The following is a 26,425-nucleotide window of genomic DNA, read 5'->3' as shown; positions in this document are numbered from 1 at the left end:
GACCTTACTAATTGTTCATAACGCTTTTTATGGCGTAACTCTAAATCCATTTATTATTATCCACTTTTACTAAAATCCCATATTAAATACTAATTATTCTTTTTGTGTAGATATCTATGGGCTTGACCGAGGTATCCAAATGTTCGGAGTGATACACTAGCATTGAAATGGATACTTTGGTCAAGCCAAAGCACGTTGGAGCATATTAGGTTAAGACGTAAGGTTATTTAAGGCTATTTAAAAACGTATCTATTTCGTTTAATGAAATGGTTGTGGCCGTGTCGTTTTGACGTGCTTTATACTCAACCATTCCTGCTTCTAAATGTTTGTCACTCACCACGAAGCGATGAGGGATGCCAATTAAATCATTATCTGCAAATAATACACCTGGCCGCTCATTGCGATCATCAAGCATCACCTCAATGCCTTTATTTAAACAAGCTTGATACAACGCTTCGGCTTTTTCTTGCACGTGAGGTGAACGATGACTATTAATGGGGATAATGACTAATTGAAACGGTGCAATGGAATTTGGCCATCGAATACCCCGTTCATCATGATGCTGCTCAATGGCGGCGGCCACCACGCGGGAGATCCCTAAGCCATAACATCCCATCAACATGGTTTGTAATTGCCCATCTTCGTTTACTACCGCCGCATTCATTGCTTTGGCGTACTTATCGCCTAATTGAAAAACATGGCCTACTTCAATTCCGCGACAAGCCAGCAGAGTTCCCTGACCATCTGGACTTTGATCACCAACCTTAACGTTTCTTAGGTCATAGATATCGGTTGGGTTGGCATCACGGCCCCAAGCAGCATGACAATAATGGTGTTCGGCCTCATTTGCGCCGCAAATAAATTCTTCCAAAGCCATCGCGTGATGATCGACAATGATAGGAATAGATAAATGCACCGGCCCAATAGAACCAACGGGTGCTTTAAGTGTATTTAAAATTTCTTGCTCATCAGCAAATTTTAAGGGAGACTGAATCAAGGGGTGTTTCGAAGCTTTCACTTCATTAAGTTCATCATTGCCTTTCAAAACCAAAGCTACCAAGGGGTGTTCTTCACCACGAACCACCAGGGTTTTAACGGTTTGCTCCAAAGGAACGTCTAAAAATTCAGCCACCTCGCGATTTGTTTTTTGATTAGGGGTGGCCACCTTCTCGATGGTTTTTGAAGTAGTTCGAGTTGCTTTGGGAGGAATAAGACTCGTGGCTTGTTCAATATTGGCCGCATAGTCACTGTGGTCGCTATAAAAAATTAAATCTTCTCCTGAATCGGCCAACACTTGGAATTCGTGAGAGGCAGAGCCTCCAATTGCTCCTGTATCCGCTTCTACGGCACGATATTTTAAGCCCAAGCGATCAAAGATGCGGCAATAAGCCTCATACATTGCATCGTAGGTTTTTTGCAGTGATTCTTGGGTAAGATGAAACGAATAAGCGTCTTTCATGAGAAATTCTCGAGCGCGCATCACCCCAAAGCGAGGTCTAATTTCATCACGGAATTTGGTTTGAATTTGATAAAAATTAACCGGCAGTTGCTTGTAGGAGCGTAATTCATTACGCATAATGTCGGTAATGACTTCTTCATGCGTTGGTCCAAAACAATAATCGCGTCCACTGTTGTCTTTCATGGTTAATAACTGCCCACCAAACGTGTCCCAGCGACCTGTTTCTTGCCAAAGCTCTGCCGGCTGAACGGCAGGCATGAGCATTTCCAACGCACCAGCTCGGTTCATTTCTTCACGGACAATTTGCTCGACTTTTTGCAAGACCCTTAAACCGGCGGGCATCCAGGTGTAAAGCCCTGATCCGAGTTTACGAATCATTCCAGCACGTAACATCAATTGATGTGAAACGATTTCAGCGTCAGTAGGGTTTTCTTTAAGGGTGGCGTATAACCATTGCGACGCTCGCATATAATCTCCTGAATTATTTTTATTTTAAAATGATATCCCCTGACCAAGGTATAGAAAGTTTCCGAGACTCATGCTTCTACTTCTAATACCTTTTGTTCGTCAGGTTTGGCATCTTTTTTAGCGGACTTAATAATGTGTTGTAAATGAGGTACTAAAGATTCACCTTGTTTTTTGTTGAGAAGCAATACTTCGCTTGAAAAATCCTTAAAATTGACTACGCCACTACTGACATCGTAAATGGCCCCAACCATGCCAATTGAATTTTCATCCAGCAACTTCCTAAGGATAGTGCTTGTTTTATAAATTTGGTTGAGGGTATTGGCAATATTTAGCTCCGTTACATTTTGTAGAAAATCAATGTTGTTGCTTGTGCGATTGGAAGAGGTACTTTGTTCAGCTTGAATGGCAGGCTCAATTTTAGCAAGTAACTGAGTGATATGACCTTCATGAACTTGATCGCAAGCAGCTTGAATCGCTCCGCAACGAGTATGACCTAAGACGACAATCAATTTTGCTCCGGCAATATGACAAGCATATTCCATGGAAGCTAAAACATCCGGATTGATGACATTGCCACCTACTCGGATACAAAATAGATCACCAAAACTCATATCAAAAACGGTTTCAACTGGAACGCGAGAATCAATACAACCAAGCACTACCGCAATCGGATGTTGGGTAGAGGCGGAAAATTTAACATCGATTTTCAAACTGCGATGAATTCGAGTGTCGTTAATGAAGCGTTGATTTCCTTCTTTTAAAATATTTAAAACACGCTCAGGAGTAAGCATGGACTGAACATCGTAGGTTGTGACGTTGATAAAATCTACGTAATTGTGAATATCGTAATGGTCTTTAAACCCAATAAGATTCAAGGAAATTTGCTTATGAGGTGCTTGTTCGGATTTAAAATCATTAATAAACTCGATGATTTCTTTATCGATATAATCCGAATAACGAGCATCAATAATTAATTGTGAATTTCTAGGTATCGAATCTAATTCGGCCACCAACGATGCTTTATTAAGAAACGTGGTTTGCTGTGGCAATATTAAGCGATTGATAACGCCGTTTGGATATCGTTCTTTAATGATGTCGATACGAACCTGACTGTTTGATTTCAGAATATAAAACAAACTCACACATAGGCCAATTAAGATACCGGCGAGCAAATTAAAGAAAACAATACAGGCAAGTGTTGTTATAAATGGTATAAATCGGTCTAAGCCCTGGCGGTAAATGTTTAAGTAAATGCTTGGACTAGTGAGTTTATACCCTGTGTAAATGAGAATCGCGGCTAGCGATGAAAGTGGGATTTTATTTAACATTTGCGGAATAAGCATTACTGCAAATAGAATAAAAAAACCATGGAAAATGGTGGAGATTTTTGTTTTTGCTCCTGCTTGAATGTTTACAGACGTTCGTACAATAACGGACGTAATTGGGATCCCACCAATTAGACCTGAAATAAGATTTCCACATCCTTGAGCAACTAATTCTTGATCTTTGGAGCAATAACGACGTTTTTTATCTAATCGCTCACCGGCTTTAATGTTCAATAAGCTTTCCAATGAGGCAACCGTTGCCAGAACAAAAGCGTATAAATAGACTTTAGGATTAGTGATTGCCGCCCAGTTAGGGGAGCTTAGCTGAGAAAAAAAGTCAGCTAGCCCATCGTTTTCTGGAATATTGACTAATTGAGGACTATTTTGTGCTAAATAAGAGTCAGTTAGAACGAATAATTCGTTTAAGATAATGCCGACAATGACTACAACAATCGGGCCGGGAATTACTTTTAACCATCTAATTTTTGTTTTACTGAAGTAAATTAGAATAGCCAAGGAGGTTAATGAAATAATCAAGGCACCACTATTGATATGATAAGACAATTCATATAAAGGGTGGATGCTGAGTCCTTCAGTCGTTTCCAGCAAGTGTTGTTTTAGTTCTGCAAGCGAAGAAGACAGAGTAAAGGCAAGAGGCAATTGCTTAACAATAAGGAGTATTCCAATTGCACACAGTAAGCCTTGGATAACATTTGAAGGAATATAATCTGCAATAAATCCAGCGCGAACACTTCCCACAATGATTTGAAGCACACCGGCCAAGGTAAGGGCTAATAAAAAGGTGTGAAAATCACCAAGTTGCGTAAGAGCTGCCAAAACGACGGCCGCCATTCCAGCAGCAGGTCCACTGACGCTAACGTGAGAGCCACTGAGTGAGCCAACCACGATGCCACCTACAATACCGCTGATAATTCCAGAGAAAAGAGGCGCGCCAGAGGCAAGTGCAATTCCTAAACACAAGGGAATTGCGACTAAAAACACAACAATGGCTGCTATAAAATCAAACTTTAAATTGCGTCGTTTGTAAATTCGAAACTTTCGGTAATTATTGTTTAGCATATAGTTCATTCAATGGCTATCTTGTAGATTATAGACTCAGTATTCTATACTAAGTGAGGTTAATTGTTAACAGAAACGGCTCTGATTACTTATTTTATCTTTCAAGAAACACTCATTCCTATTTAACACGATTCTTGCTCAGAAAATTCCTGAATTTCTTCATCGTTTGAATGGCCTTGGAGCTCATCTTCTAAGTGTTTAAAATTCCAATGCGTTTGATCCATTAATTGGCTGGGTTTTAAACTTTGCAGAGCATGAAGAATATTGCTGGGAACTTTAGGATTTTCTTCAGCAAGAGATTCAATTAGGCGACCAACCTTTTTTCTTGCTAAGTTTTCCTGTGATCCACATAAATTGCAAGGAATAATAGGAAAATCTTGTTCTTTCGCGTATTGAATGATGTCATTTTCTTGAACATAACACAGCGGTCTTATCACAATATGTTTTTTATTATCGCTCAGCAATTTAGGAGGCATCGATCGGATATCGCCGTTGTAGAGAATGGACATCATTAAGGTCCGAATTAAATCATCGCGATGATGGCCTAGTGCAATTTTATTAAATCCATGTTCTTCAGCATAACGGTAAATAATACCTCGCCTTAATCTTGAGCATAATGAGCAGTAGGTTTTACCTTCGGGTATTTTTTCTTTAACAATACTATAAGTGTCTCGGGTAAGAATTTCATGAGGAATAGACCGTTCAGCTAGCCAGGTGCGCAATGCACGATCATCCCAACCAGGTTGAGCTTGATCTAAGGTAAAAGCGAATAATTCGAATTTAAAATTGGAACGAACTCGTAACGCATGGAGCAAGGTGAGCAAGGTGAAAGAGTCTTTACCACCGGATAAACAAACCATGACACGATCATTACGCTGAATCATATTAAAATCGGCGATGGCTTTTCCGGTGTAATGTAATAATTTTTTTTCTACTGCAGAGGATGTCGTAGCCATATTACCCTGTTAATTGCTATAAATTCGCGCAATATTAACATAATTCTTGCGAATAGCCAGATCAGGCTGATTTTACGATGCATGTTTTGTTCGGGACTTTAGGTTGCAAAGGTAAGCTATTAATTCGCCTGGTGTTTAGCCAGGAATTGACTTCAGCGAGATCATCTACGTTCAGCGTTCCGGCTAAGTATTTTAAATGAAGAATGGCTTTGATAAACCCGTACTGATCACGTGCTAGCTGCTCTTGGGCTTCAAAAAGACGTTGTTGAGCAGTTACCACATCCACCATGGTTCGGGTTCCAACTTCAAATTGAGCTTCTGTGCTTTCGAGAGAGTTCTTTTGAGAAACAATGGTTTGACGGTCTGCTTTAACTTTGCTGATCCCATCGATAATCGTATTGAAGGCAATTTGGCTATTAACCGCCACATCACGATAGGTTCGCTCAAGCTGCTCACTCGCAGTTTGAAAGTCAAATTGCGCTTGACGCGTTTGGGACTGCACGAGACCCCCTTGATAAAAAGGTAGATTTAGAGCTAAGGCAACTGAGGATGTTTGTTGTGATGCAGGAACGAAAAAGTTGCTTGAGGAACCGGTGTTGTATGTTCTGCTGCTGTTTCCTTGAAGAGATAACGTTGGCCAATTTCCAGCACTCAATGCTTTTACGTTTTCCCGGGCAGCCTGTAAGGAATACTTTGATGCTAATAAATTATAGTTTTGCTTTAAACCGGTTGCAATCCATTCATTTACATCGTTGGGTTCAGGAGAAATAAGAGGAACGCGGCTATTTCTTAGTGGGGCTAATTCCTCATATACATAATTGGTTAATTTACGAAGATTTTCGCTTTGATTCACCTGATTGTTTTTGGCAGAAATCACTTCTGCGATGGATTGATCATAAGCTGCTTTGGCCTCATACACTGAAGTAATGGCATCTAAACCCACATTAAATCGTTGTTGTGCTTGCTCTAATTGTCGTTTATTCGCTCTTAGTTTGGCTTCGGCAAAATTAAGTGTGTCTCTTGCAAATAAAACATCGAAATAGGCTGTAGCCGTCCTAAGAATTAAATCTTGAGCTGCGCTGTTAAATGTTGCATGTGCGGCTTTAACGGATGCTTTTGCTTGTTGGACTTGTGACCAGGTTTTGTAGTTGAAAATCGCTTGAGATGCGGTAAGCTGCCACATATGGCTATTGTAAGTTTGCTCCGAGCTAAAATTTCCAGCACGAACATTGATATCGTTTCGACTGACTTGCCCAGAAGCTGATAATTGTGGCAAAAGCCCGGAACGAGCTTGAGGAAGTAGCTCTGTGTTTGACATAAATGTACTGTAGGCTGCTTTGAACGTTGGATCATTTTCTAAGGCCTGCTGATAAACATCCATTAGATCAGTAGCAAATACGTTAGAAAACAATCCTGAGCTTAGCAACAAACACAAAAGCGTTTTTTTCATTCACCTGAGTCCTAAAACACAAATTCTTTCGGTTTTAATTTATCAATCAAGGGTGGTGTACAGGTTTCAAAAATTAATTCGGCTTCCCAATTACCATCATGATCTAAACGATGCAATTGTCCTTGCATGACGGGAGCACTTCCCACGATAACAAACATTTGACCGCCAGGTAAAAGCTGCAGTCGATGTGTCTCAGTGATTTGATCAATGGCACCAGTGAATACCATTACATCATAAGGTGCTTTGTCTAACCAGCCTCGACAGCCGTCACCTGTAATCAATTCAATATTTTGACATTGGTGCGCTTCGAGTTGTTTTCTAGCATGGGCTGTAAAATCAGAAAAATAATCCACACTGATAACTTTTTTGCTTAAACGACTTAACAAAGCCGTTAGAAATCCAGTTCCTGTGCCTACCTCAAGGACCACTTCAGTTCCGTTCAATTTAAGCGCTTGTAATAGACTGGCTTCTTCAAGAGGAGTCATCATTCTTTGATTGTGTGCAAGTTTAATGCGCATATCGGAGTAAGCGAAATGTTTATATTCTTCAGGAACAAAATCAATTCTTGGGATGGTTTTGTATAAACTTAAAATAGTCTCATCAAGTACGTCGCCAGTACGTAATTGTTGTTTTATCATATTGATGCATTCTTTATGGGTACTCATTGACTTCACCAAAGGATTAATAACTTAGGTTAACCTAAATTTGGCAGTTGAATCTACCTCGAACAGCTACTGCAGTGAATCTTCAAGCGATTTTCGCTATTTTTTCTTTCACCGTATGGGGGATACGTCTTCAATAAAAAATATCATAAATCGCTTGAATCTTCAGCACATTAGCTTCGCTTGTGATGATTCAACTGCTGAATTTAGGTTAAATCGATGGGTTGATTTTAGCAAGATTTCTGGGAAGGTGCGACAGGCAATGAATTAAATAAAACATTGCTCGCTACTAGTGTAGTAAGCATTCTAATAATTAATGTGCGTTGGTACCAGCAAAATTCTAATGTTGCTGGTATCAACGGGCTTATTTTGTACGAGATAGCATTCATTTAGCGGCATAAAAGTCATCAATAACTTTTTCTATTGAGCTGACGTTAATTATCGCTTTTTGCAAAATATAAGAGACATTTCCACACTGTTTAAAATTTGATATTATCGCTAAATTTATAAAACTTAAAGGAGAGCAAACGTGCCGGACCGTTTTACGGATTATTTATTAGCCGAATTGGATACGCTTAAAAATGAGGGCTTATTTAAATCAGAGCGTGTCATAACGGGCCAGCAGCAAGCTGAAGTTCACGTTAATCATGAAGAAGTAATAAACCTTTGTGCCAATAATTATTTAGGTTTGGCGAATCATCCTAAGTTAATCACAGAGGGTCAAAAAGCTTTAGAAGAATATGGCTATGGGATGGCCTCGGTAAGATTCATTTGTGGGACACAAACGCCCCACAAAGAACTCGAATACAAAATAAGTCAGTTTTTAGGCAAAGAAGATTCGATCTTATATTCCTCCTGTTTTGATGCCAATACTGGCTTATTTGAAACGTTATTAGGGCCTGAAGATGCCATCATTAGCGATGAATTAAACCACGCAAGCATCATCGATGGTGTCCGTTTATGCAAAGCGGCTCGTTATCGCTATGCGAATAACAATATGAGAGATTTAGAGGCAAAACTTATTGAAGCTAAATCAGCTCGATTTCGTCTCATTGCCACGGACGGCGTTTTTTCAATGGATGGAATATTAGCCAATTTACCTGCTATTTGTGAACTGGCTGAAAAACATGATGCCATGGTGATGGTAGATGACTCTCATGCGGTAGGGTTTATTGGAGAAAATGGTCGAGGCACACCCGAACACTTTGGGGTTTGTGATAGAGTTGATATTTTAACTGGGACCTTAGGGAAGGCTTTAGGAGGTGCGTCGGGTGGGTACACTGCCTCAAGCCGCGTGGTGGTGGAATGGTTAAGGCAACGTTCTCGTCCTTATTTATTTTCCAATACCCTTGCGCCCGTCATTGCTAAAACGTCGATTGCCGTACTGGATTTACTTGAAGAGAGTACTGAGTTGATGACAAAACTAAAACTTAATAGCCACTACTTTCGTGAGGGTTTAACCCAGTTGGGCTTTCATTTAGTTCCAGGAGAGCACCCGATTATTCCCGTGATGTTAGGTGATGCCGTTTTAGCTAATCAAATGGCCAATCAATTATTATTAGAAGGAGTCTATGTGGTTGGGTTTTCTTTTCCTGTTGTGCCAAAAGGGAAAGCGCGCATTCGTACGCAAATGTCTGCTGCATTAGACAAACACCATTTAGATAACGCTTTAAATGCGTTTGAAAAAATAGGTAAAAAGCTCGAAGTAATTTAAATTTTACAATTCAAGAGGCAGGTATGAAAGCATTAGTTAAGTCTAAACAAGAACCTGGTATTTGGATGGAAGATGTTTCTGTTCCTGATTTTGGTGTGAATGATGTTTTAATTAAAATTAAAAAAACCGCCATTTGTGGAACGGATATTCATATTTATTCCTGGGATGATTGGGCGCAAGCCACCATACCTGTTCCAATGACGGTAGGGCATGAATTTTATGGTGAAATTGTCGAGTTAGGGAAAGAAGTTCGTGGCCTGAAAGTTGGGCAGCGCGTTTCTGGAGAAGGGCATATTACGTGCGGTATGTGCCGTAATTGCCGCGCCGGAAAACGTCATTTATGCCGAAATACTTTAGGCGTTGGCGTCAATCGCCCTGGATGTTTTGGTGAGTATTTAGCATTGCCTGCCAGTAATGTATTGGCATTGCCTGATAACATTACAGATGACCAAGCTGCTGTGATGGACCCATTAGGTAACGCCACGCATTGTGCATTGGCCTTTAATGTGGTTGGCGAAGACGTGCTTATCACAGGAGCAGGTCCTATAGGAATTATGGCCGCAGCTATTGTTCGCCACATTGGTGCACGTCATGTGGTGATTACAGATGTCAATGATTATCGCTTGGATTTAGCACGAAAAATGGGCGTAAGCAAAGCAGTTAACGTTAAATACGAGTCACTTCGCGATGTCATGCAAGAGCTCGGCATGACGGAAGGATTTGATGTGGGTTTGGAAATGTCAGGAAACCCGATGGCATTTAATGATATGATCAAATCCATGAATCACGGTGGAAGTATTGCGCTATTAGGCATTCCGCCGCAAGAAACATTTATTGATTGGAATGATGTGATTTTCAAGGGGCTGGTTATCAAAGGCATTTATGGCCGTGAAATGTTTGAAACCTGGTATAAAATGATTTCTATGCTACAAAGTGGCTTAGATATTACACCGGTTATTACTCATCATTATCCAGTATCCGAATATCAGGCTGCTTTTCAGATTATGGCCTCAGGTCATTCAGGAAAAGTTATTTTAAATTGGAATTAAAGTGTTCCAAAGCATTAAGTGTTTAAACTAAGAGGTTTTAATGGCATCGCAATACATTTATACGATGAATCGAGTGAGCAAAGTAGTTGATAATCAGCGGTTTATCTTAAAAGATATTTCATTAAGTTTTTTTCCCGGGGCTAAAATTGGTGTATTAGGTCTCAATGGTTCAGGAAAATCCACACTGCTTCGCATCATGGCAGGCGTTGATTCGCAATTTGATGGTGAGGCAAGGCCACAGCCAGGAATTAAAATTGGTTATTTAGCTCAAGAACCTGAAATTAATTTAGATAAAACGGTGCGAGAAGTGGTCGAAGAAGCCGTGTTTGAGATGAAGGAACTGTTGGCGAAATTTGATGAAATCAGTCTTCGCTTTGCCGAGCCAATGAGCGATGAAGAAATGAACACTTTATTGGAAGAGCAAGGCGAGTTGCAACATAAAATTGAGGCAGGTGGTGGTTGGGATCTTTCTCGTAAGCTTGAAATCGCTGCAGATGCTTTAAGACTTCCAGATTGGGATACACCTATCCAGGTATTATCCGGCGGAGAGCGTCGACGGGTGGCCCTATGTCGTTTGCTCTTATCCAACCCTGATATGTTATTACTTGATGAGCCAACCAACCATTTAGATGCTGAGAGCGTTGCTTGGTTAGAGCGGTATTTAGAAGAGTTTGAAGGTACCGTCGTTGCTGTAACACACGATCGCTATTTTCTTGATAACGCAGCCGAATGGATTTTGGAATTGGATCGCGGCGAAGGGATCCCTTATAAAGGTAATTATACGTCTTGGCTTGAACAGAAAAATGCACGACTTGAGTCTGAACAAAAGCAACAGGCTTCTCATAAACGCGCCATTCAAGCCGAGCTTGAATGGGTTAGAACGTCACCTAAAGGCCGTCATGCAAAAAATAAAGCAAGGCTTCAGCGATTCGAAGAGCTAAATTCGAAAGAATTTCAAAAACGAAACGAAACCAATGAGTTGTATATCCCACCTGGTGAACGGCTCGGTGATTTAGTCATCGAAGGCGTTAATCTTTGTAAAGGATTTGGCGATCGATTGTTGATGGATAATTTCAGTTTTAAATTACCTAAGGGCGGGGTATTAGGTATTATTGGACCTAATGGCGCTGGAAAATCAACGTTTTTAAAAATGCTTACCCAACAAGATAAGCCTGATTCCGGCGAAATTAGAATGGGCGATACGGTAAATCTTTCATATGTGGATCAGATGCGTGATGATCTCAATGATCATAAAACCGTTTGGGAAGAAATTACCGATGGTCAAGATATGATTCAAGTGGGTTCATTTCAAATGCCTTCCAGAGCATACGTGAGTCGTTTTAACTTTAAGGGAAATGATCAACAGAAAAAAATGGGCCAGTTATCCGGTGGTGAGCGAAATCGTGTTCATTTAGCAAAGCTCTTAAAACGTGGCGGGAATGTTTTGTTGCTTGATGAACCGAGTAATGATTTAGATGTCGAAACCTTGCGTGCACTGGAAGATGCTATTCTTAATTTTCCTGGATGTGTGGTGGTTATCTCGCATGATCGTTGGTTTTTGGATCGCATTTGTACTCATTTAATGGCCTTTGAAGGGGACTCAGAAGTTGTTTTTATTGAAGGCAATTATCGTGATTATGAAGAAGATCGAAAGCGAAGGCTCGGAGATGAGGCCAACCGTCCTCATCGAATTAAATATCGCCGGTTAACACACTAGTGATTTACCTTAATCTGGCGAAAAATGCATAAACTCTAAAAATACTTTAGGATTACTTACATGAACAAGGCATATCGTATTGTTTTGTTATTATCTTTTGCTTTAACAGCGTGCGTCGAATTTGATGAATCAACCTACATTACCGATGATAATGGAATTGTTCATCACACGAAGCATTATCTCAGAGATACTCGAGGAAAAAATTACTTTCCCAAAGAGATTAAATCTACAGGGAAAAAGCAATTTTTCTTTGATCCAAAAGCAGCGGCTTGGGCTGCTTATGATATAGAGGGGAAACGTGTGATGACAGGTAGTGCCTCAGGCGGCAAAGACTTTTGTGAAGACATTAATAAACCATGTCGCACTGTAACGGGCACCTTTAGGGTATATAACAAACGTGGCATAGACTGTAAATCAGGTGAGTATCCCATTCAAACCGAAGGTGGGGCAAAAATGCCTTACTGCATGTATTTTTACCGTGGCTTCACAATTCATGCAGCCTATGAAGTTCCTCCAACGAACTCCAGTCATGGATGCATCCGTGTTCTACCGAGCGCTGCCAAATGGTTAAATGAAGAATTCATCGACATTGGAACACAAGTTACTGTTTTATCGTATCCGGATGAAGATGGGGATAAAGATTATGTTTCATAGAAATGATTCCTAAGCTCCAGGGCAAGCGCATACCATGAAAATATAGAACAATATATTGTCTTGCGAACGAAGTGAAGCAATCCATTACAAAATTATAACGAAGGTCGATCTGGATTGCTTCACTTCATTCTCAAAGACGGCATTTGGATTTAATTGGCTCACAGTATGCCTTGGCCATGTTCTAAGCCCTAAACTTGTAATTTAAACTTCAAATCTACCACATTGGCATAAATACGAACTTTTCCGGTAGTAAAGGGAAGTTGTTGCGAGCCAAGCGTGACGTGGTTATTCATTCTCGTATTTGAAAAACCATACCCATAGACCAACTCCAGTGTTGTGGCAGGTGTTGGATGATAATCCGCTGCAATGCCTAAAAAATATTGCGTATCTGCGGGAAAGTTAATTGTTCTATAAGCATCTCGTTCCGGACCGTCGTCCACCATAGCGACACCAGTAATGCCTATTTTTTCAAATAATTGATGCCGAAGGATAGCTAAAAAGGCTAACGATTTACGAAATTTCATTGTAAAAATAAAATCTTGATCTAAGGGTGGTGGGGCGCTGGTATTTCTAAAAATGGCGTATTGATTAACATCCCATTCCGAATAAAATAATTGTAAACTGGTTAACCATTTTTCGTTAAACAAATGTACATAGCTTAATATGGTGGTTGCCGGCATTCGAAAATCAAAACTCAATGACGTATTGATGTTATTTTGAAAAATACTCGTGCCCCTGGTTTGTTGCTTAATGGATGAATAATAGGTTAGCCCCAAAAAGTTTGTGGGGTTTATAATATGATATAAACCTACATCAAAACCTAACCCAAATCCTGAAGTTCGATTGACTAGATTTGCATATGTGGTTGGACCAGAAGGAAGCGCCCAGTTCGTTTCATTATTTTTTAAGAAATTAAAATTTAAGCCAGCACCAGCATACCATTTAGGGTTAAATTGATAAGAAGCTCGAGGGCTAATGTCGACATCGGTTAAATACGTTTGCGTGGCGGCATAACGAGTAAATGAATTATTTCCCCAATTTAAATTGGAATGAAAAGGTTGTGTTACGTCTACCGCAAAGACCCAATTACCGTTATAACGCTTTGCAATGCGGCCATAAGGGAGAATACTTACCGTTTTGGAATAAGAAGTCCCTGTATCATATTGAAATGTATTGAAGTTGAACTGGTTTCCTTGAAATCGTGCGTTTGTTGCAAATCCAGTACCGCCAAAAATGAGCTCATTATTTTTTACCTTAAACAATTCAGCAGGATTGGCGTAACTAATTCCTGTGAAATACTGAATAACATTTGCATGCGTATTAAAGCAAATTAAGCTGGATAAAATGGTGAAGGAATACTTCATAAAACTCCCTATAAATAATCCCTAAAATCAAATTCCAGATATACCCATTGGAATTGAGAGTACTGGTTTTTATACCGTCGTCATTGCGAACGAAGTGAAGCAATTGCAGGATTTCAACGGAGCATCGATCTGGATTGCTTCGCTAGCGCTATCAAAGCACTTCAACCTTATTTTCCCCCTCTCCCGGATACGAGGAGAGGGCCCATAGAGCGGGAGATGGACTCTCGCCAAGCTCTTTTAAGGTGTTTTCCACAACAGGGCTAGCAGGCTCGTAAAGACGAGTTTTTTATGCGTAAGCCCTATTCTAGTCCTGTTTGAGTTTTTGTTTCTTCAGGAGTTTTGGATACGTCTATTTCTGCTGCGGGAGCAGTTTTCGCTTCACCTGCAACTCTAGGAATTGCAATCATTTGCATAATACCTAGATCACCTGTGACTTTACGACCGATTAACACATCAACGGATAAAAGTTGGGTTAATCGTTGTTGTTGATTTTGATAAACCACTTCGAGCGGAATGGTAACTTTCCATTGGTTTTCTTTCGCGGGATTAACAACGATGTTCCCATCAACTTGGCTACTGACTGTTAAATTCTGGGCTTGTATAGCTTTTAGGTTACCCGATTTGTCTAAAGCAGTTTTGAATCCTTCCCATCCTTGCTTGGTGAAACATTTTTCTAACGTTGCCATTTGTTGATCTAGGGTTGGTGCATCCAATTCAAATGCCTTTACCGTAGCAAATTCTGCCCATGATTTAATCAACGATTCGCTTACATCGGTTTTTTCAGGAGGAATTTTATATTCACAACTAATCGGTTGATTGGCTTGGGTTGCTGCAGCGGCTTCTGGTGTAGTGGCTGGTTGTGGCGTTGTGCTTGCGGGGGCTTCATTTTGAATGCCTGGTTTTACAACTGCAGGTTGTGAAGGATTGGCTTGGGCAATTGTATCATCAGCATAAATTGGAGAAGCCAAAGTGCCTATTAGAGCAGCATAAAGAACCGTTTTTTTCATGCGTTATCTTCCTTCATTCGTTAAATTAAGTAACTCCGTTAAAAATATCGCCGCGAGTCTGGCAGTTTTTTGTCGCTCATCGAAAGGGGGGGACAATTCGGCAATATCAAGACTTATCACTTTGCCAGTTTGTTTGATATATTTCAATAAAGATAATGCCTGCCAAGGATTGATCCCTATGACTTGTGGGGCACTAACTCCAGGCGCGTAGCATTCATCAAATACATCCAAACAAATTGAAACATAAAGATACTCATGTCGAATAATAAAATCGTCTAAAAAAGCCATTTGCCAGGCCAAACTTTCTTGATTGATTTGCTCGGCAGTTAAGTAAGAGATGTTCCATTCATTTGCTCTATCAAATAAACTTTTAGTATTGGCTGCTCGTTGGATACCCAGGCAACAATAATCAAAAGGTCGCTCCTTTTGCTCACAATGGGCTTTGATTTCGGCAAAAGGAGTACCTGAAGAACTTTGATGATTGACTAAGGGTCTTATGTCGAAATGGGCATCGAAGTTGATGATGCCGAGTTTAGGGAAACATTCTGCAAGACCACGATAATGAGGCCAAGCAATCTCATGCCCTCCGCCCAAAGCAATCGTGAATTTCCTTTGTTGTTGGCAGTATGAAATCAGTTTAGTTAATTCAGCTTGAGCGGATTCAAGGTCGCCTTGCTCGCAAAAAATATTACCGACATCAATCAGGGTATGATCCTCATGACAGGCTAGTTTGGCAAGTTGAGTGCGAATAGCGTCAGGTCCTAATTTGGCACCCACTCGACCTAAATTGCGGCGAATGCCTTCATCGCTAGCAAATCCTAAAAGGACGGTTTTAAGTTCAATAGGTAAGTCTTGGTTTTGGATATTTACCCATTCAACGTGTTGAAAATAGCGCTCACCTGGCAGGCTGTCTTCTCGTCCTTGCCATAGAGATGGGTCTGGGGGAGTATAGTGTTTAAGGTCTTTAAGCAAATCCAGCTCCTTGCTGAAATTTGTATATATGATAACAGGCTTCTTAAATTTATCCATCCTATGATGCGACTGCCCTTCATTTAAATCCCATCTATGAAAATAGTAGTCCTTAAAAGGTGGGTCTGATATGATTCCTCAAAATCGATTAAGAGGTTCTATTGAAGGTGTTTATTATAACCGGTGGTGGCAGTGGCATTGGCCGTGCTTTAGCCTTAAACCTAGCGTCACGTGAACAATTGGTTTTAATTGTTGGACGTCGCGAAAAACCATTAGCGGATACTGCGTCCATGCACCCGAATCTTTCTTGTCTCTGTGCGGATGTGGCGAGTGAAAAAGGTCGTCAGCAGATTAAAGATTATATAGAGCCGTATACAATGATTAAAGGATTAATCCATAACGCTGGTACGATTGAACCCATATCGCCCATTACTGAGATTAAAGAAGCTGAGTGGCAAAATACAATGGCTACAAACGTAGAAGCTCCTTTATTTTTAACGCAATTATTAAGCGATTTATTAAAAAATGGCCGCGTATTAAATATTGGTTCAGGGGCGGCTCACTTTGCTGTAAAGGGGTGGGCAGCTTATTGTGTTTCAAAAGCAGCTCTTCTGATGTTAACGAAATGCTGGCAACTGGAACAAAATGCCATAGCGTTCGCGAACGTCATGCCTGGCATTATCGATACCGATATGCAAGCGATGATAAGAAAAGCAAGTCACATGGACGATGAAAAGCTTCTGTTTTTTAAGACGTTGAAACAGGAAGGAAAATTAATTTCCCCAGAAACGGTCGCGTTATTTTTAAGCTGGCTTTTATTGGATGTGGCTAAAAACGAGTTTGAATCCCAAGAGTGGGATATTTATGATACCTCACATCATGCTGCTTGGCTTAGCTCTTCTCATTTTGTACCTACCTGGGAATGATATCCATGGCTTTGTGTAATCTGATCCTTACTCATGCGACGATAATTGACCACGAAGGAAAACAATACCAAAATTATTCCCTTGCGATTAATGACGAAATCATTGCTTGGTGTGGCCCTCATAATGAGTTACCGCAAGCGTTTTATCAGGATGCAGTGCGGGTTGAAGATTGCGCTGGTCGGCTAATCACTCCTGGACTTATTGATTGTCACACCCATCTTGTCTATGCCGGAAACCGTGCAAATGAGTTTAGAAAGCGTTTAAACGGAATAAGCTATGCTGAAATTGCAAAGGCCGGTGGTGGAATTTTAAGTACAGTTCAACAAACACGAGACGCTTCCGAAGATTTGTTATTAGAACAATCTTTACCGCGATTACGCGCATTGCAATCTGAAGGCGTTTTAACAGTTGAAATTAAATCAGGCTATGGGCTCGATCTAGAAACTGAGCTTAAAATGCTCAGGGTGGCTCGAAAATTAGGTGAAATTACCGGGGTTCGAGTCAAAACAACGTTTTTAGGCGCTCATGCCATTCCGAACGATTTCAAAGGAAGAAGTCAGGCCTATATCGATTACTTGTGTCAAGAAATGCTTCCTGCTGTAGCTAATGAAGGGCTTGCGGATGCCGTTGATGTTTTTTGTGAATCCATCGGTTTCTCGCTTAAAGAAACGGAGCAAGTGTTCAAAGCTGCTAGAGATTTATCTTTGCCCGTAAAATGTCATGCAGAGCAATTGTCGAATTTAGGCGCTTCTTCATTGGCGGCTTCGTTTGGGGCATTATCAAGTGATCATTTGGAATATCTTGACCAAAATGCCATTCGAGCTATGGCTTCATCGGGGACAGTGGCTGTACTATTGCCCGGGGCTTTTTATTGCCTAAACGAAACTCGAAAGCCTCCTATAGCGCAACTTCGTAAAGAGGGGCTAGGTATGGCAATTGCTACGGATTGCAATCCTGGCTCTTCACCAATCACTTCAATATTGCTGGTGATGAATATGGGCTGTCAATTATTTTCATTGACCGTCCCTGAAGTGTGGAGTGGTGTCACATATCAAGCCGCTCGAGCGCTAGGTATAGCCGAAAAAGTTGGATCGCTCAAGGCTGGGATGAGAGCAGAACTTTTGCGATGGCCTGTAACCGATGCTGCTGAGCTATGTTATCAAATTGGATTTCCCTATCACCCCGAGTGCTTCATTCAGGGTAACTGGAAGTCATTACGCCATGAGGAATAGATATGCTTCCTAAGCAATTTGAGGATAATCAGCGATTCTTGTCGTTTTGTGTAATTGCCTCTGCTAGATATCTAGGGTGGTCCTTGCATGTACTCCAAGGCGAGAATTCCTGGAGGAGAATTAATGAGTAATGATCTTTCTTCGTTTATAACCAATGAACAAAAAATTGCAGAATTAACGGTTCGTAGTGTTTTTTTAGCGATATTTTTAACGTTGATTCTGGCGATGTCAAATGCCTACTTAGCATTAAAGCTCGGGATTTTAACGTCTGCTTCAATCCCTGCTGCGATTATCTCAATGGGTATCTTACGATTTTTTAAAGACGCAACGATACTAGAAAATAACGCGGTGCAAACAGCCGCTTCTGCGGGAGAAGCAGTCGCGGGAGGTATTGTCTACACGATTCCAGCATTAATTATTATCGGGTATTGGCATCATTTTGATTATTTTACCAATTTTTTCATTGCAGCCAGTGGTGGGATTTTAGGCGTATTGTTTTCCATCCCATTGAGGCGAATTTTAGTTCATGACGAAACATTGAAATTTCCTGAAGGAAAGGCAATTGCTGAAGTATTAAAAACCTCGACTGAAAAAGTAGGTATTAAGGAAATTTTACTGGGTGGTATTGTTGGTGGTGTATTAGAGTTGCTTCAAATCGGGTTTAAAGTTTTGGCAAATAGCTGGAGCTACTGGTTTGTTGCAAAACGTTCCATATTTGGATTTGGAGCGGGGTTTTCTGCAACCATGATTGGTGCTGGTTATTTGGTTGGCCATGATATGGCGATTAGCATTTTTTTAGGCGCGTTTATTTCTTGGCTTATTGCCATGCCTATTGTTAGTCAGTTTTACCCTGAATATTTAGCCCAATATCCAGCACATAAAGCGGCTATGTATTTGTGGAACAGCGAGATGCGTTATTTAGGTATTGGGGCAATGTTATTTGCTGGAATTTGGACGTTTGCCAAATTGGCAAAGCCTCTAGCGCGCAATATGAGAAGTTCTTTACGAGTTTTTTTATCCAGTAGTAGTCGAGGTGAGCGAATACCTAGAACCGATCGCGATATTCCCGTACCTTACATTTTAATTGCGATTTTTATTTTGGCCGCAATGCTCTTTTTGTTTTTCCAGTTTTTATTTCCTCTTGAACAAGCAGGGTTAGATGGAGAATATTCACCTACGCTCGTATTCGCGCTCGTTATGTATGTTTTAATTGTGGGTTTTTTATTTTCAGTCATCACCGCTTATTTTTCCGGGATGGTGGGTGTAACAGCAAGTCCTGGGAGTTCTATTGTAATTGCCGGGATCTTATTTGCAGCCTGGATATTACTTGGTGTGTTAAACCGTGTTGTACCACTGCCTTTAAGTGAGCAGCAATTGCTTGCCGCAGAGGCCATTACGATTATCATTGGTTCTGTGGTAACTGGGATTGCTGCGATTGCAAATGATAATACACAGGATTTAAAAGTAGGACAATTGGTCGGTGCAACTCCATGGAAACAACAATTGATGCTCTTGCTCGGAGTCATTGTGTCTTCATTAATTATTCCACCCGTTATGCAGCTGCTGTTTAATGTATATGGCATAGCCGGGGTGATGCCTTCTCCTGGAATGGATGTGAGCCAATCCCTGCCCGCACCAACAGCAGCACTTTTATCCGCTGTAACCCAAGCAGTCTTTCAAAACACATTACCTTGGAGCATGATGTTTGTTGGAGGGGGAGTAATTATACTTATCATTGCTCTTGAGCGATTATTTAATCTAAAACGGTTTGTTCAACTCTCTATTTTGGGCGTGGCCATCGGAATGTATTTGCCTATCGCCTCATCATTTCCTTTATTTATTGGCGGCTTAATCGCATTGTTTGTAAACACACATTTAAAACGTCGGGTTTTATCCGATGAATCTTTACAACGTCATAAGCAAGTGGGAACGCTCATTGCGTGTGGTTTGGTCGCGGGCTCCGCATTAATTGATGTTTTATTGGCTATTCCTTTTTCAATTTTTCACTCACCGGATGCCTTACGAATAACAAAAGATACCTGGCATAATTATGGAGTTATTTTGAGTGTTATAGCGACTATTTTACTCGCGGCTTGGATTGACCGACGCGTTATGAGACGTGAGATTTCTGAAGAGTAATCTCTGATTTGACTAATGCGTTTGGCAATTTCTCATACTCCTCCTGTCTCTCTTCATAACGATGTTGGACCAGGGCCCAACCTACAAAGCGCTTCATAATGAATAACATGAACAACGTAGGTTGGGCCTTGGCCCAACGGTTTATTATGATTTCCTTCTTTGTTACAACGACTCAATCTTCTTCTGTTGCTTTTTAAGCTTTTCTTTTGCAGCTTTTGCCAGAGTCATTTTTTCTTTTTCCTTTTCAATAATTTCTCTTGGTGCGCGATCAGTAAAGTTTGGATTGTTAAGCTTTCCTTCAGCCATTGCAATGTCTTTATCGAGTTTAGAAATTTCTTTTTCTAAACGGCTAAGCTCAGCTTCTTTGTCAATTAAGCCTGCCATTGGAATAAGTAATTCCAACTCTCCGACAACGGCAGTAGCTGAAGCCGGTATAGCCTCGCCTTTATCTAAAACGTTAATTTGCGAAAGTTTGCCGAGTGAAACCAACGTCGCTAAATATTTTTTCACTAAAGCGTCTTTTTCTTCACTGACATTTCGAAGAATTAAAGGAATTTGCCGAGCAGGACTAATCGACATTTCACTGCGAATAGTACGGATGGATTGAATAATTTTTTTAAGCCATTCCACTTCCTCTTCAATCGAGTTATCGATGAGGTGTTCTTCAACTTCAGGAAATTTACTGAGCATAATACTCTCAGCATTGTCGCTAGTAAACTTGGTGATGCGCAACCAAATCTCTTCGGTAATAAATGGCATCACTGGGTGCAGAAGTTTTAGAATTTGGTCTAACACATGAATTAAAGTTCTACGAGTACCACGTTTTTTGGCGGCTAATGCTTCTTCGTCATATAAGACAGGCTTTGAGAGCTCAAGGTACCAATCACAATATTCGTGCCAAACAAAATCGTACAAAGTATTGGCTAGTAGATCAAAACGATAGGTTTCAAAATAGTGATGGCAAGTGGCTTTCACTGCTTGTAATTTGGATAAAATCCAATAGTCTGCGGGACTATATTGAAAGGCATTATCCCCAAAGTCTGATAAATCTTCATCGGTATTCATGAGTACGTAACGAGAGGCATTCCAAAGTTTGTTGCAAAAATTTCGGTAACCTTCAACCCGCCCCATATCGAATCGAACCACACGGGCATTGGAAGCAAGAGAGCAGAAAGTGAAGCGCAAAGCATCCGCGCCATACGCATCAATTCCTTCGGGGAATTGCTTGCGAGTGGCTTTTGTTACTTTATCTTTGACCGACTGAAGCATAAGATTAGCCGTTCGTTTTTCAATTAACGATGAGAGATTAATGCCATCAATAATATCAATAGGATCAAGTACATTACCCTTAGATTTGGACATTTTCTTCCCTTCATTGTCGCAAACCAAACCTGTGATGATGACTTCTTTAAAGGGTACTTTCCCAGTAAACTTTAAGCCCATCATGATCATTCTAGCGACCCAGAAGAAAATAATATCAAAGCCAGTGAAAAGAACTTGAGTTGGATAAAACTCTTCAAAATCACTCGTGCGTTCCGGCCAGCCTAAACTTGAAAAAGGCCAGAGGGCAGAAGAAAACCAAGTATCTAAAACGTCTTCATCTTGTTTAAGCGATACAGAGGGATCAAGGTTATATTTAAATCGTACGTCTTTTTCACTATAACCGACGTAAACTTTACCCTGGTTATCATACCAAGCAGGAATACGATGGCCCCACCATAATTGTCGACTGATGCACCAATCTTCAATATGTTCCATCCATTGGTAATAAGTTTTTGTCCAGTTTTCTGGAATAAAGCGAATCTCACCTTTTTTTACAACATCAATGGCGGGTTCGGCTAAGGGTTTTGTTTTGACATACCATTGATCTGTTAATAGAGGCTCAATGATAACGTTTGATTTTTCTCCACGAGGTACTTTGAGCTTGTGTGGTTCAACTTTGACTAATAGGCCTTGTTCCTGCAAATCTTCAATAATTTGTTCACGCGCGACAAATCGATCCATCCCTTGATATTTGATAGGCGCATTTTTATTAATGGTCGCTTTTTTAGTAAAGATGTTAATTAAGGGGAGATTGTGACGCTTACCGACTTCATGGTCATTAAAGTCATGTGCTGGTGTGATTTTTACACAACCACTGCCAAAGTCCTTTTCAACGTATTCATCGGCAATAATGGGAATGGTTCGATCGCATAGCGGCAATTGAATTTCTTTTCCGATTAAATGCTTGTAACGTTCATCTTCAGGATGGACTGCAACCGCCGTATCGCCCAGCAGAGTTTCAGGACGTGTGGTTGCAATAACAATGAATTCCTCCGAATCAACTAAGGGATAACGAATGTGCCATAGGCTTCCTTCTTCTTCTTCAGATAGAACTTCTAAGTCGGATATGGCGGTTCCTAACTTCGGATCCCAGTTGACGAGCCTTGAGCCCCGATAAATTAATCCATCATCATAAAGCTGAACAAATACTTTTTGCACCGCCGCAGACAGTCCTGCATCCATTGTAAAACGTTGACGTGTCCAATCCACCGAACTGCCTATGCGGCGCATTTGACGGGTGATGGTATCGCCAGACTCTTCTTTCCATTTCCATACACGCTTAAGAAATTCTTCACGACTTAGGTCTTTACGTGATAAACCTTCTCTGGCCAATTGTCCCTCAACAATAAGTTGGGTTGAAATGCCAGCATGGTCGGTTCCTGGCTGCCATAGGGTTTTTTTACCTTTCATGCGTTGATAACGAATGAGTGCATCAATTAAAGTATGTTGGAAGCCATGCCCCATATGCAAGCTGCCAGTGACATTGGGTGGAGGTAACATAATGCAAAATGACTCGCCTTCACCTCGGGGTTGGAAGTAATGGTGGCTTTCCCATCGTGTATAACATGCTTTTTCAATCGATTGTGGGGAATATGTTTTATCCATTGCTTAACCTGTTTAATTAAAAATTTGCGAATTTTACCACATAATTTTAGGGCCTGTTTACAATTTGTTTCGCGAGCTAAAAATTGAGATGATTATGCTCAAATTTTAGCTGAGTGAGGTGAATAGTAAGCCCTATTTAACGAACTCAACGTGAAACAAATTGTAACAGGCCCTAAAGAGTAGGACCGCCTTTTAGACCAACGCGGGGCTAAAAATTATAACGTCATTCTACCCGTTATGCTTGGGTGAAACAGGGGTGGGTTCTTCATATTTTCCATGCTTACGATGATCTGCCGCCAAATAGGTATAAATTGCAGGCACTACAAACAAAGTGAAACATGTACCAATTAACATTCCAGAAGAAATCACAAGACCAATATCAAAACGACTTTCTGCTCCGGCGCCACTTGCAATTAATAAAGGAATTACCCCGAATACCATTGCAGCAGTAGTCATTAAGATTGGACGTAATCGAATTCCTGCGGATTCTTCAACCGCTTCACGCCGAGTAAGATTTTTTTCTCGTTGTAAATGATTCGCAAAGTCAACGATTAAAATCCCATGCTTACTGATTAAGCCAATCAACGTAATTAATCCAACTTGTGTATAAATATTAATGGTAGCAGCCCCTAAGTTTAAAGGAATCAACGCCCCGCAAATAGACATGGGTACACTAATTAGAATAATTAAAGGGTCACGGAAGCTTTCATATTGTGCAGCTAGAACCAGAAAGATAACTAATACCGCCATGAAAAATACGATAATCAGGGTGGTCCCTTCTTGAATAAACTGTCGAGATTGTCCGCCATAATCGTATTCAAAGCCCTGTGGTAAAATGGATTCGGCTTGTTCTTCTAAATAATTGAGGGCTTGGCCTAAACTCACTCCCGGCATCATCACTCCTTGAATGGTTGCCGAATTAAGTTGTTGAAAGTGAGAAAGTGCATTGGGCTGTGTTCTTGAGCTTGGTTCTACTATGGTGGAAAGAGGAACCATCGTGTTATTTGACGTTCGCAAGTAAATCTGACCCAGTTGCTCAGGAGTTAAACGAAATGGTCTATCAAGCTGAGGTATGACTTGGTAGCTTCTTCCCATCAAATCAAAGAAATTGACGTATCCGCCAGAGAGAGCACTGGTTAAGCTGCTTCCAATTGTTTGCATATTCAAACCTAAATCCGAAGCTTTCGAACGATTAATATCTAAAACAATCTCAGGCTGATTAAACCGCAGGCTGTTGTCAAGAAAGATAAATAACCCACTTTGTTTTGCTTTTTCAAGTAACTTGTTTGAGATTTCAAATAAGCTTTGAAAGTCATTGGTTGTTTTAATTACAAATTGGATTGGGGCACCACCGCCTCCGCCAGGTAAGGGAGGAGGGATAACGGCAAAGGTTTTAAGACCGGTAATTTGATCGAGCTTTTCTTGTAAGGGTTGTTTTAAACGAAACTGACTTTCACGCTCTCCCCAAGGTTTCAATACGAGTCCTGATATAGGCGACCCCGAGTTGATGGTAAAATAATGTGCTGTTTCAGGAAAGCTCTTATAGATTTTTTGAAACGGTTTCGTAAATGTTTCAACGTAATTTAATGTGGCATACTGCGGAGCGCTACCCACCACAAAAAAGAAGCCTTGGTCTTCCTCTGGTGCGGTTTCTTGAGCTGTTTTTGTATACATGTAAGGCAACATTAATAAAACGACGACTGCAAACAATAAAACGATAACCCGTGTTTCAAGCAAACTATGAAGTGTTCGCTGATATCGTTGCTTGAGTCGATTAAAAAAATCATCAAGCCACTTAACAAATTTATTACTGCCTTTTTCAGAAGCTAAAATCTTAGAACACATCATGGGGGAGAGCGTTAACGCAACAATACCGGAGATAATGACGGCACAGGCAAGGGTGAAGGCAAACTCTTTAAATAACGCGCCAGTCAGTCCTTGCATAAATCCAATAGGTGCATATACTGCGGCCAAAGTAATGGTCATGGCAATTACTGGTGTGGCAATTTCACGTGCACCTATGATGGCTGCATCAAAAGGCGATTTTCCTTCCTCAATGTGGCGGTGAATGTTCTCCACCACTACGATGGCATCATCAACCACCAATCCAATAGCTAAAACAAAAGCAAGCAGCGTTAATAAATTAATTGAATAGCCCAAAAACAACATGAGGGTACATACCCCAACCAGCGATAGGGGGATAGTAACCATGGGAATTAAAACAGAACGAATAGAGCCTAAAAACAAGAAGATGACCACCACCACAATAACGGCAGCTTCCACAATAGTTGAAATCACTTCATCAATTGATGCGCGAATAAATTCGGTGGCATCATAAACAATAGTACCCTCCAATGAAGGAGGAAATTGCTTAGTGATGCTTGGAAATACTTCACGGACATTCTGGATAACAGTTAAAGGATTAGCGGAAGGGGTCGGCGTAATTCCAATAAACACCGCCTTTTTTCCATCGAAGGTCACTGAGGTATCATAGTTTTGTGAGCCAAGCGTTACTTCGGCAATGTCCTTTAATCGGATTATTGAGCCACTATCGGCGCGAACAATGAGCTTTTTAAATTCTTCCGCAGAACTTAAGTTGGTATTGGCTTTGATGTTAATGGCAACATACTCACCCTTTGTACTTCCAGCAGCAGTTAAAAAGTTATTACTGGATAAAACCTGAAAAACATCACTAGGCGTGACTTTAAAAGCCGACATTTTTATAGGATCAAGAAAAATACGCATGGCATAGGTTTGGCCGCCTAAAATTTCAGCCTTTGCAACGCCTTCAACCGTTTGGATTTTGGGTTGCACGACTCGGGTCGCGTAATCTGTAATCTGCTGTGGCGTCATTTCCACACTGTCTAAGCTTAAGTATAACAAGGCGGTTGAGGTATCTGAGGATTTAACAATAACAGGTTGCTGCGATTCAGGAGGCAAAATATTAATGGTTTGTTGTACCTTACTCATCACATCTGTGAACGCAATTTGTGGATCAAAATTAAGCTTTACGTTGACTGTAATTGTGCTAATACCTTGTGTGCTAGAGGAGGTGAGATAATCAATCCCTTCAGCACTAGCTATTGCTGCTTCAAGTGGGGTTGTAATGAACCCTGCAATAAGGTTTGCATCAGCCCCGGGGTAGGCTGTGGTGACTGTAATGACCGTATTATCCATTCTAGGAAATTGCCGAACCTGCATTTTCAAAATGGAATTTAGCCCGAAAAGGAAGATGAGCAAGCTAATAACGCTTGCCAGAACAGGGCGTTTGATGAAAATATCAGTAAATTTCATATTCATTCCAGCTCAATCGAGCAAATCGGATA

The 26,425-nt window shown here is 40.7% G+C and carries 17 protein-coding genes; 7 read left to right on the top strand and 10 right to left on the bottom strand.

Translation table 11 applies throughout. The features are described from left to right. Positions 1 to 223 precede the first annotated feature (223 nt). From E1O41_RS11405 to E1O41_RS11385, 5 genes are all read right to left on the bottom strand, one after another. Positions 224 to 1,927, bottom strand: coding sequence for a proline--tRNA ligase (locus E1O41_RS11405; protein WP_131777461.1), 1,704 nt, complete (start codon positions 1,925 to 1,927; stop codon positions 224 to 226). A gap of 68 nt (positions 1,928 to 1,995) precedes the next feature. Further along, positions 1,996 to 4,341, bottom strand: a complete 2,346-nt coding sequence (locus E1O41_RS11400) for a bifunctional SulP family inorganic anion transporter/carbonic anhydrase (RefSeq protein ID WP_131777460.1) — start codon at positions 4,339 to 4,341, stop codon at positions 1,996 to 1,998. 113 nt (positions 4,342 to 4,454) lie between these two features. Continuing rightward, positions 4,455 to 5,288: a tRNA 2-thiocytidine(32) synthetase TtcA gene (gene ttcA / locus E1O41_RS11395; RefSeq protein WP_131777459.1), complete on the bottom strand. Its 834-nt coding sequence runs from the start codon at positions 5,286 to 5,288 to the stop codon at positions 4,455 to 4,457. Between the two features lie 61 nt (positions 5,289 to 5,349). Beyond that, positions 5,350 to 6,738, bottom strand: coding sequence for a TolC family outer membrane protein (locus E1O41_RS11390; protein WP_131777458.1), 1,389 nt, complete (start codon positions 6,736 to 6,738; stop codon positions 5,350 to 5,352). A gap of 11 nt (positions 6,739 to 6,749) precedes the next feature. Next, a complete protein-coding gene (locus E1O41_RS11385) occupies positions 6,750 to 7,403 on the bottom strand; it encodes a protein-L-isoaspartate O-methyltransferase family protein (RefSeq protein WP_229669392.1) in 654 nt (217 codons plus the stop codon). A 526-nt stretch (positions 7,404 to 7,929) separates the two neighbouring features. On the opposite strand from E1O41_RS11385, the gene E1O41_RS11380 reads away from it, so the two are divergent. Genes E1O41_RS11380 through E1O41_RS11365 form a run of 4 tightly spaced genes read left to right on the top strand, consistent with a single transcriptional unit; the run spans position 7,930 to position 12,534 of the window. After that, positions 7,930 to 9,114: a glycine C-acetyltransferase gene (locus tag E1O41_RS11380; RefSeq protein WP_131777457.1), complete on the top strand. Its 1,185-nt coding sequence runs from the start codon at positions 7,930 to 7,932 to the stop codon at positions 9,112 to 9,114. Between the two features lie 23 nt (positions 9,115 to 9,137). Then, the gene (tdh, locus tag E1O41_RS11375; RefSeq protein ID WP_131777456.1) at positions 9,138 to 10,163 is read left to right on the top strand and encodes an L-threonine 3-dehydrogenase; all 1,026 of its coding nucleotides are present in this window, start codon (positions 9,138 to 9,140) and stop codon (positions 10,161 to 10,163) included. A gap of 40 nt (positions 10,164 to 10,203) precedes the next feature. Next, positions 10,204 to 11,880 carry an energy-dependent translational throttle protein EttA gene (gene ettA, locus E1O41_RS11370; protein ID WP_131777455.1) on the top strand — a complete coding sequence of 559 codons (1,677 nt, stop codon included), beginning with the start codon at positions 10,204 to 10,206 and terminating at the stop codon, positions 11,878 to 11,880. A 60-nt stretch (positions 11,881 to 11,940) separates the two neighbouring features. Next, complete coding sequence (locus E1O41_RS11365; RefSeq protein WP_131777454.1) at positions 11,941 to 12,534, top strand: L,D-transpeptidase; 594 nt, start codon at positions 11,941 to 11,943, stop codon at positions 12,532 to 12,534. Positions 12,535 to 12,722: 188 nt separating this feature from the next. Here the strand turns inward: E1O41_RS11365 and E1O41_RS11360 are convergent, their stop codons facing one another. The 3 genes from E1O41_RS11360 to hutG form a co-directional block, all read right to left on the bottom strand. Then, positions 12,723 to 13,898, bottom strand: a complete 1,176-nt coding sequence (locus E1O41_RS11360) for an OmpP1/FadL family transporter (RefSeq protein WP_131777453.1) — start codon at positions 13,896 to 13,898, stop codon at positions 12,723 to 12,725. Positions 13,899 to 14,197: 299 nt separating this feature from the next. Next, the gene (locus tag E1O41_RS11355) at positions 14,198 to 14,905 is read right to left on the bottom strand and encodes a DotI/IcmL family type IV secretion protein (protein WP_131777452.1); all 708 of its coding nucleotides are present in this window, start codon (positions 14,903 to 14,905) and stop codon (positions 14,198 to 14,200) included. Between the two features lie 3 nt (positions 14,906 to 14,908). Next, positions 14,909 to 15,877: a formimidoylglutamase gene (gene hutG / locus E1O41_RS11350; RefSeq protein WP_165481190.1), complete on the bottom strand. Its 969-nt coding sequence runs from the start codon at positions 15,875 to 15,877 to the stop codon at positions 14,909 to 14,911. Between the two features lie 164 nt (positions 15,878 to 16,041). Here hutG and E1O41_RS11345 point away from each other — a divergent pair, with 164 nt between their 5' ends. The 3 genes from E1O41_RS11345 to E1O41_RS11335 all read left to right on the top strand — a co-directional run bounded on the left by E1O41_RS11345 (position 16,042) and on the right by E1O41_RS11335 (position 20,171). After that, on the top strand, positions 16,042 to 16,800 hold the full coding sequence (locus tag E1O41_RS11345; protein WP_131777450.1) for an SDR family NAD(P)-dependent oxidoreductase: 759 nt from the start codon (positions 16,042 to 16,044) through the stop codon (positions 16,798 to 16,800). Between the two features lie 5 nt (positions 16,801 to 16,805). Further along, the gene (gene hutI, locus E1O41_RS11340; RefSeq protein WP_131777449.1) at positions 16,806 to 18,032 is read left to right on the top strand and encodes an imidazolonepropionase; all 1,227 of its coding nucleotides are present in this window, start codon (positions 16,806 to 16,808) and stop codon (positions 18,030 to 18,032) included. A 123-nt stretch (positions 18,033 to 18,155) separates the two neighbouring features. After that, on the top strand, positions 18,156 to 20,171 hold the full coding sequence (locus E1O41_RS11335) for an OPT family oligopeptide transporter (RefSeq protein ID WP_131777448.1): 2,016 nt from the start codon (positions 18,156 to 18,158) through the stop codon (positions 20,169 to 20,171). Between the two features lie 162 nt (positions 20,172 to 20,333). On the opposite strand, the gene E1O41_RS11330 is transcribed toward E1O41_RS11335, so the two are convergent. Together E1O41_RS11330 and E1O41_RS11325 are read right to left on the bottom strand one after the other, a co-directional pair. Next, positions 20,334 to 23,099, bottom strand: coding sequence for a valine--tRNA ligase (locus tag E1O41_RS11330; protein ID WP_131777447.1), 2,766 nt, complete (start codon positions 23,097 to 23,099; stop codon positions 20,334 to 20,336). 228 nt (positions 23,100 to 23,327) lie between these two features. Beyond that, entirely contained in the window at positions 23,328 to 26,393 is a 3,066-nt protein-coding gene (locus E1O41_RS11325) for an efflux RND transporter permease subunit (protein WP_131777446.1), read from the bottom strand. Positions 26,394 to 26,425: the final 32 nt, after the last annotated feature.

This window comes from Legionella impletisoli (assembly GCF_900639875.1).
In the GTDB taxonomy this organism is placed as follows: domain Bacteria; phylum Pseudomonadota; class Gammaproteobacteria; order Legionellales; family Legionellaceae; genus Legionella_A; species Legionella_A impletisoli.
This window is presented reverse-complemented; position numbering and strand designations above follow the sequence as displayed.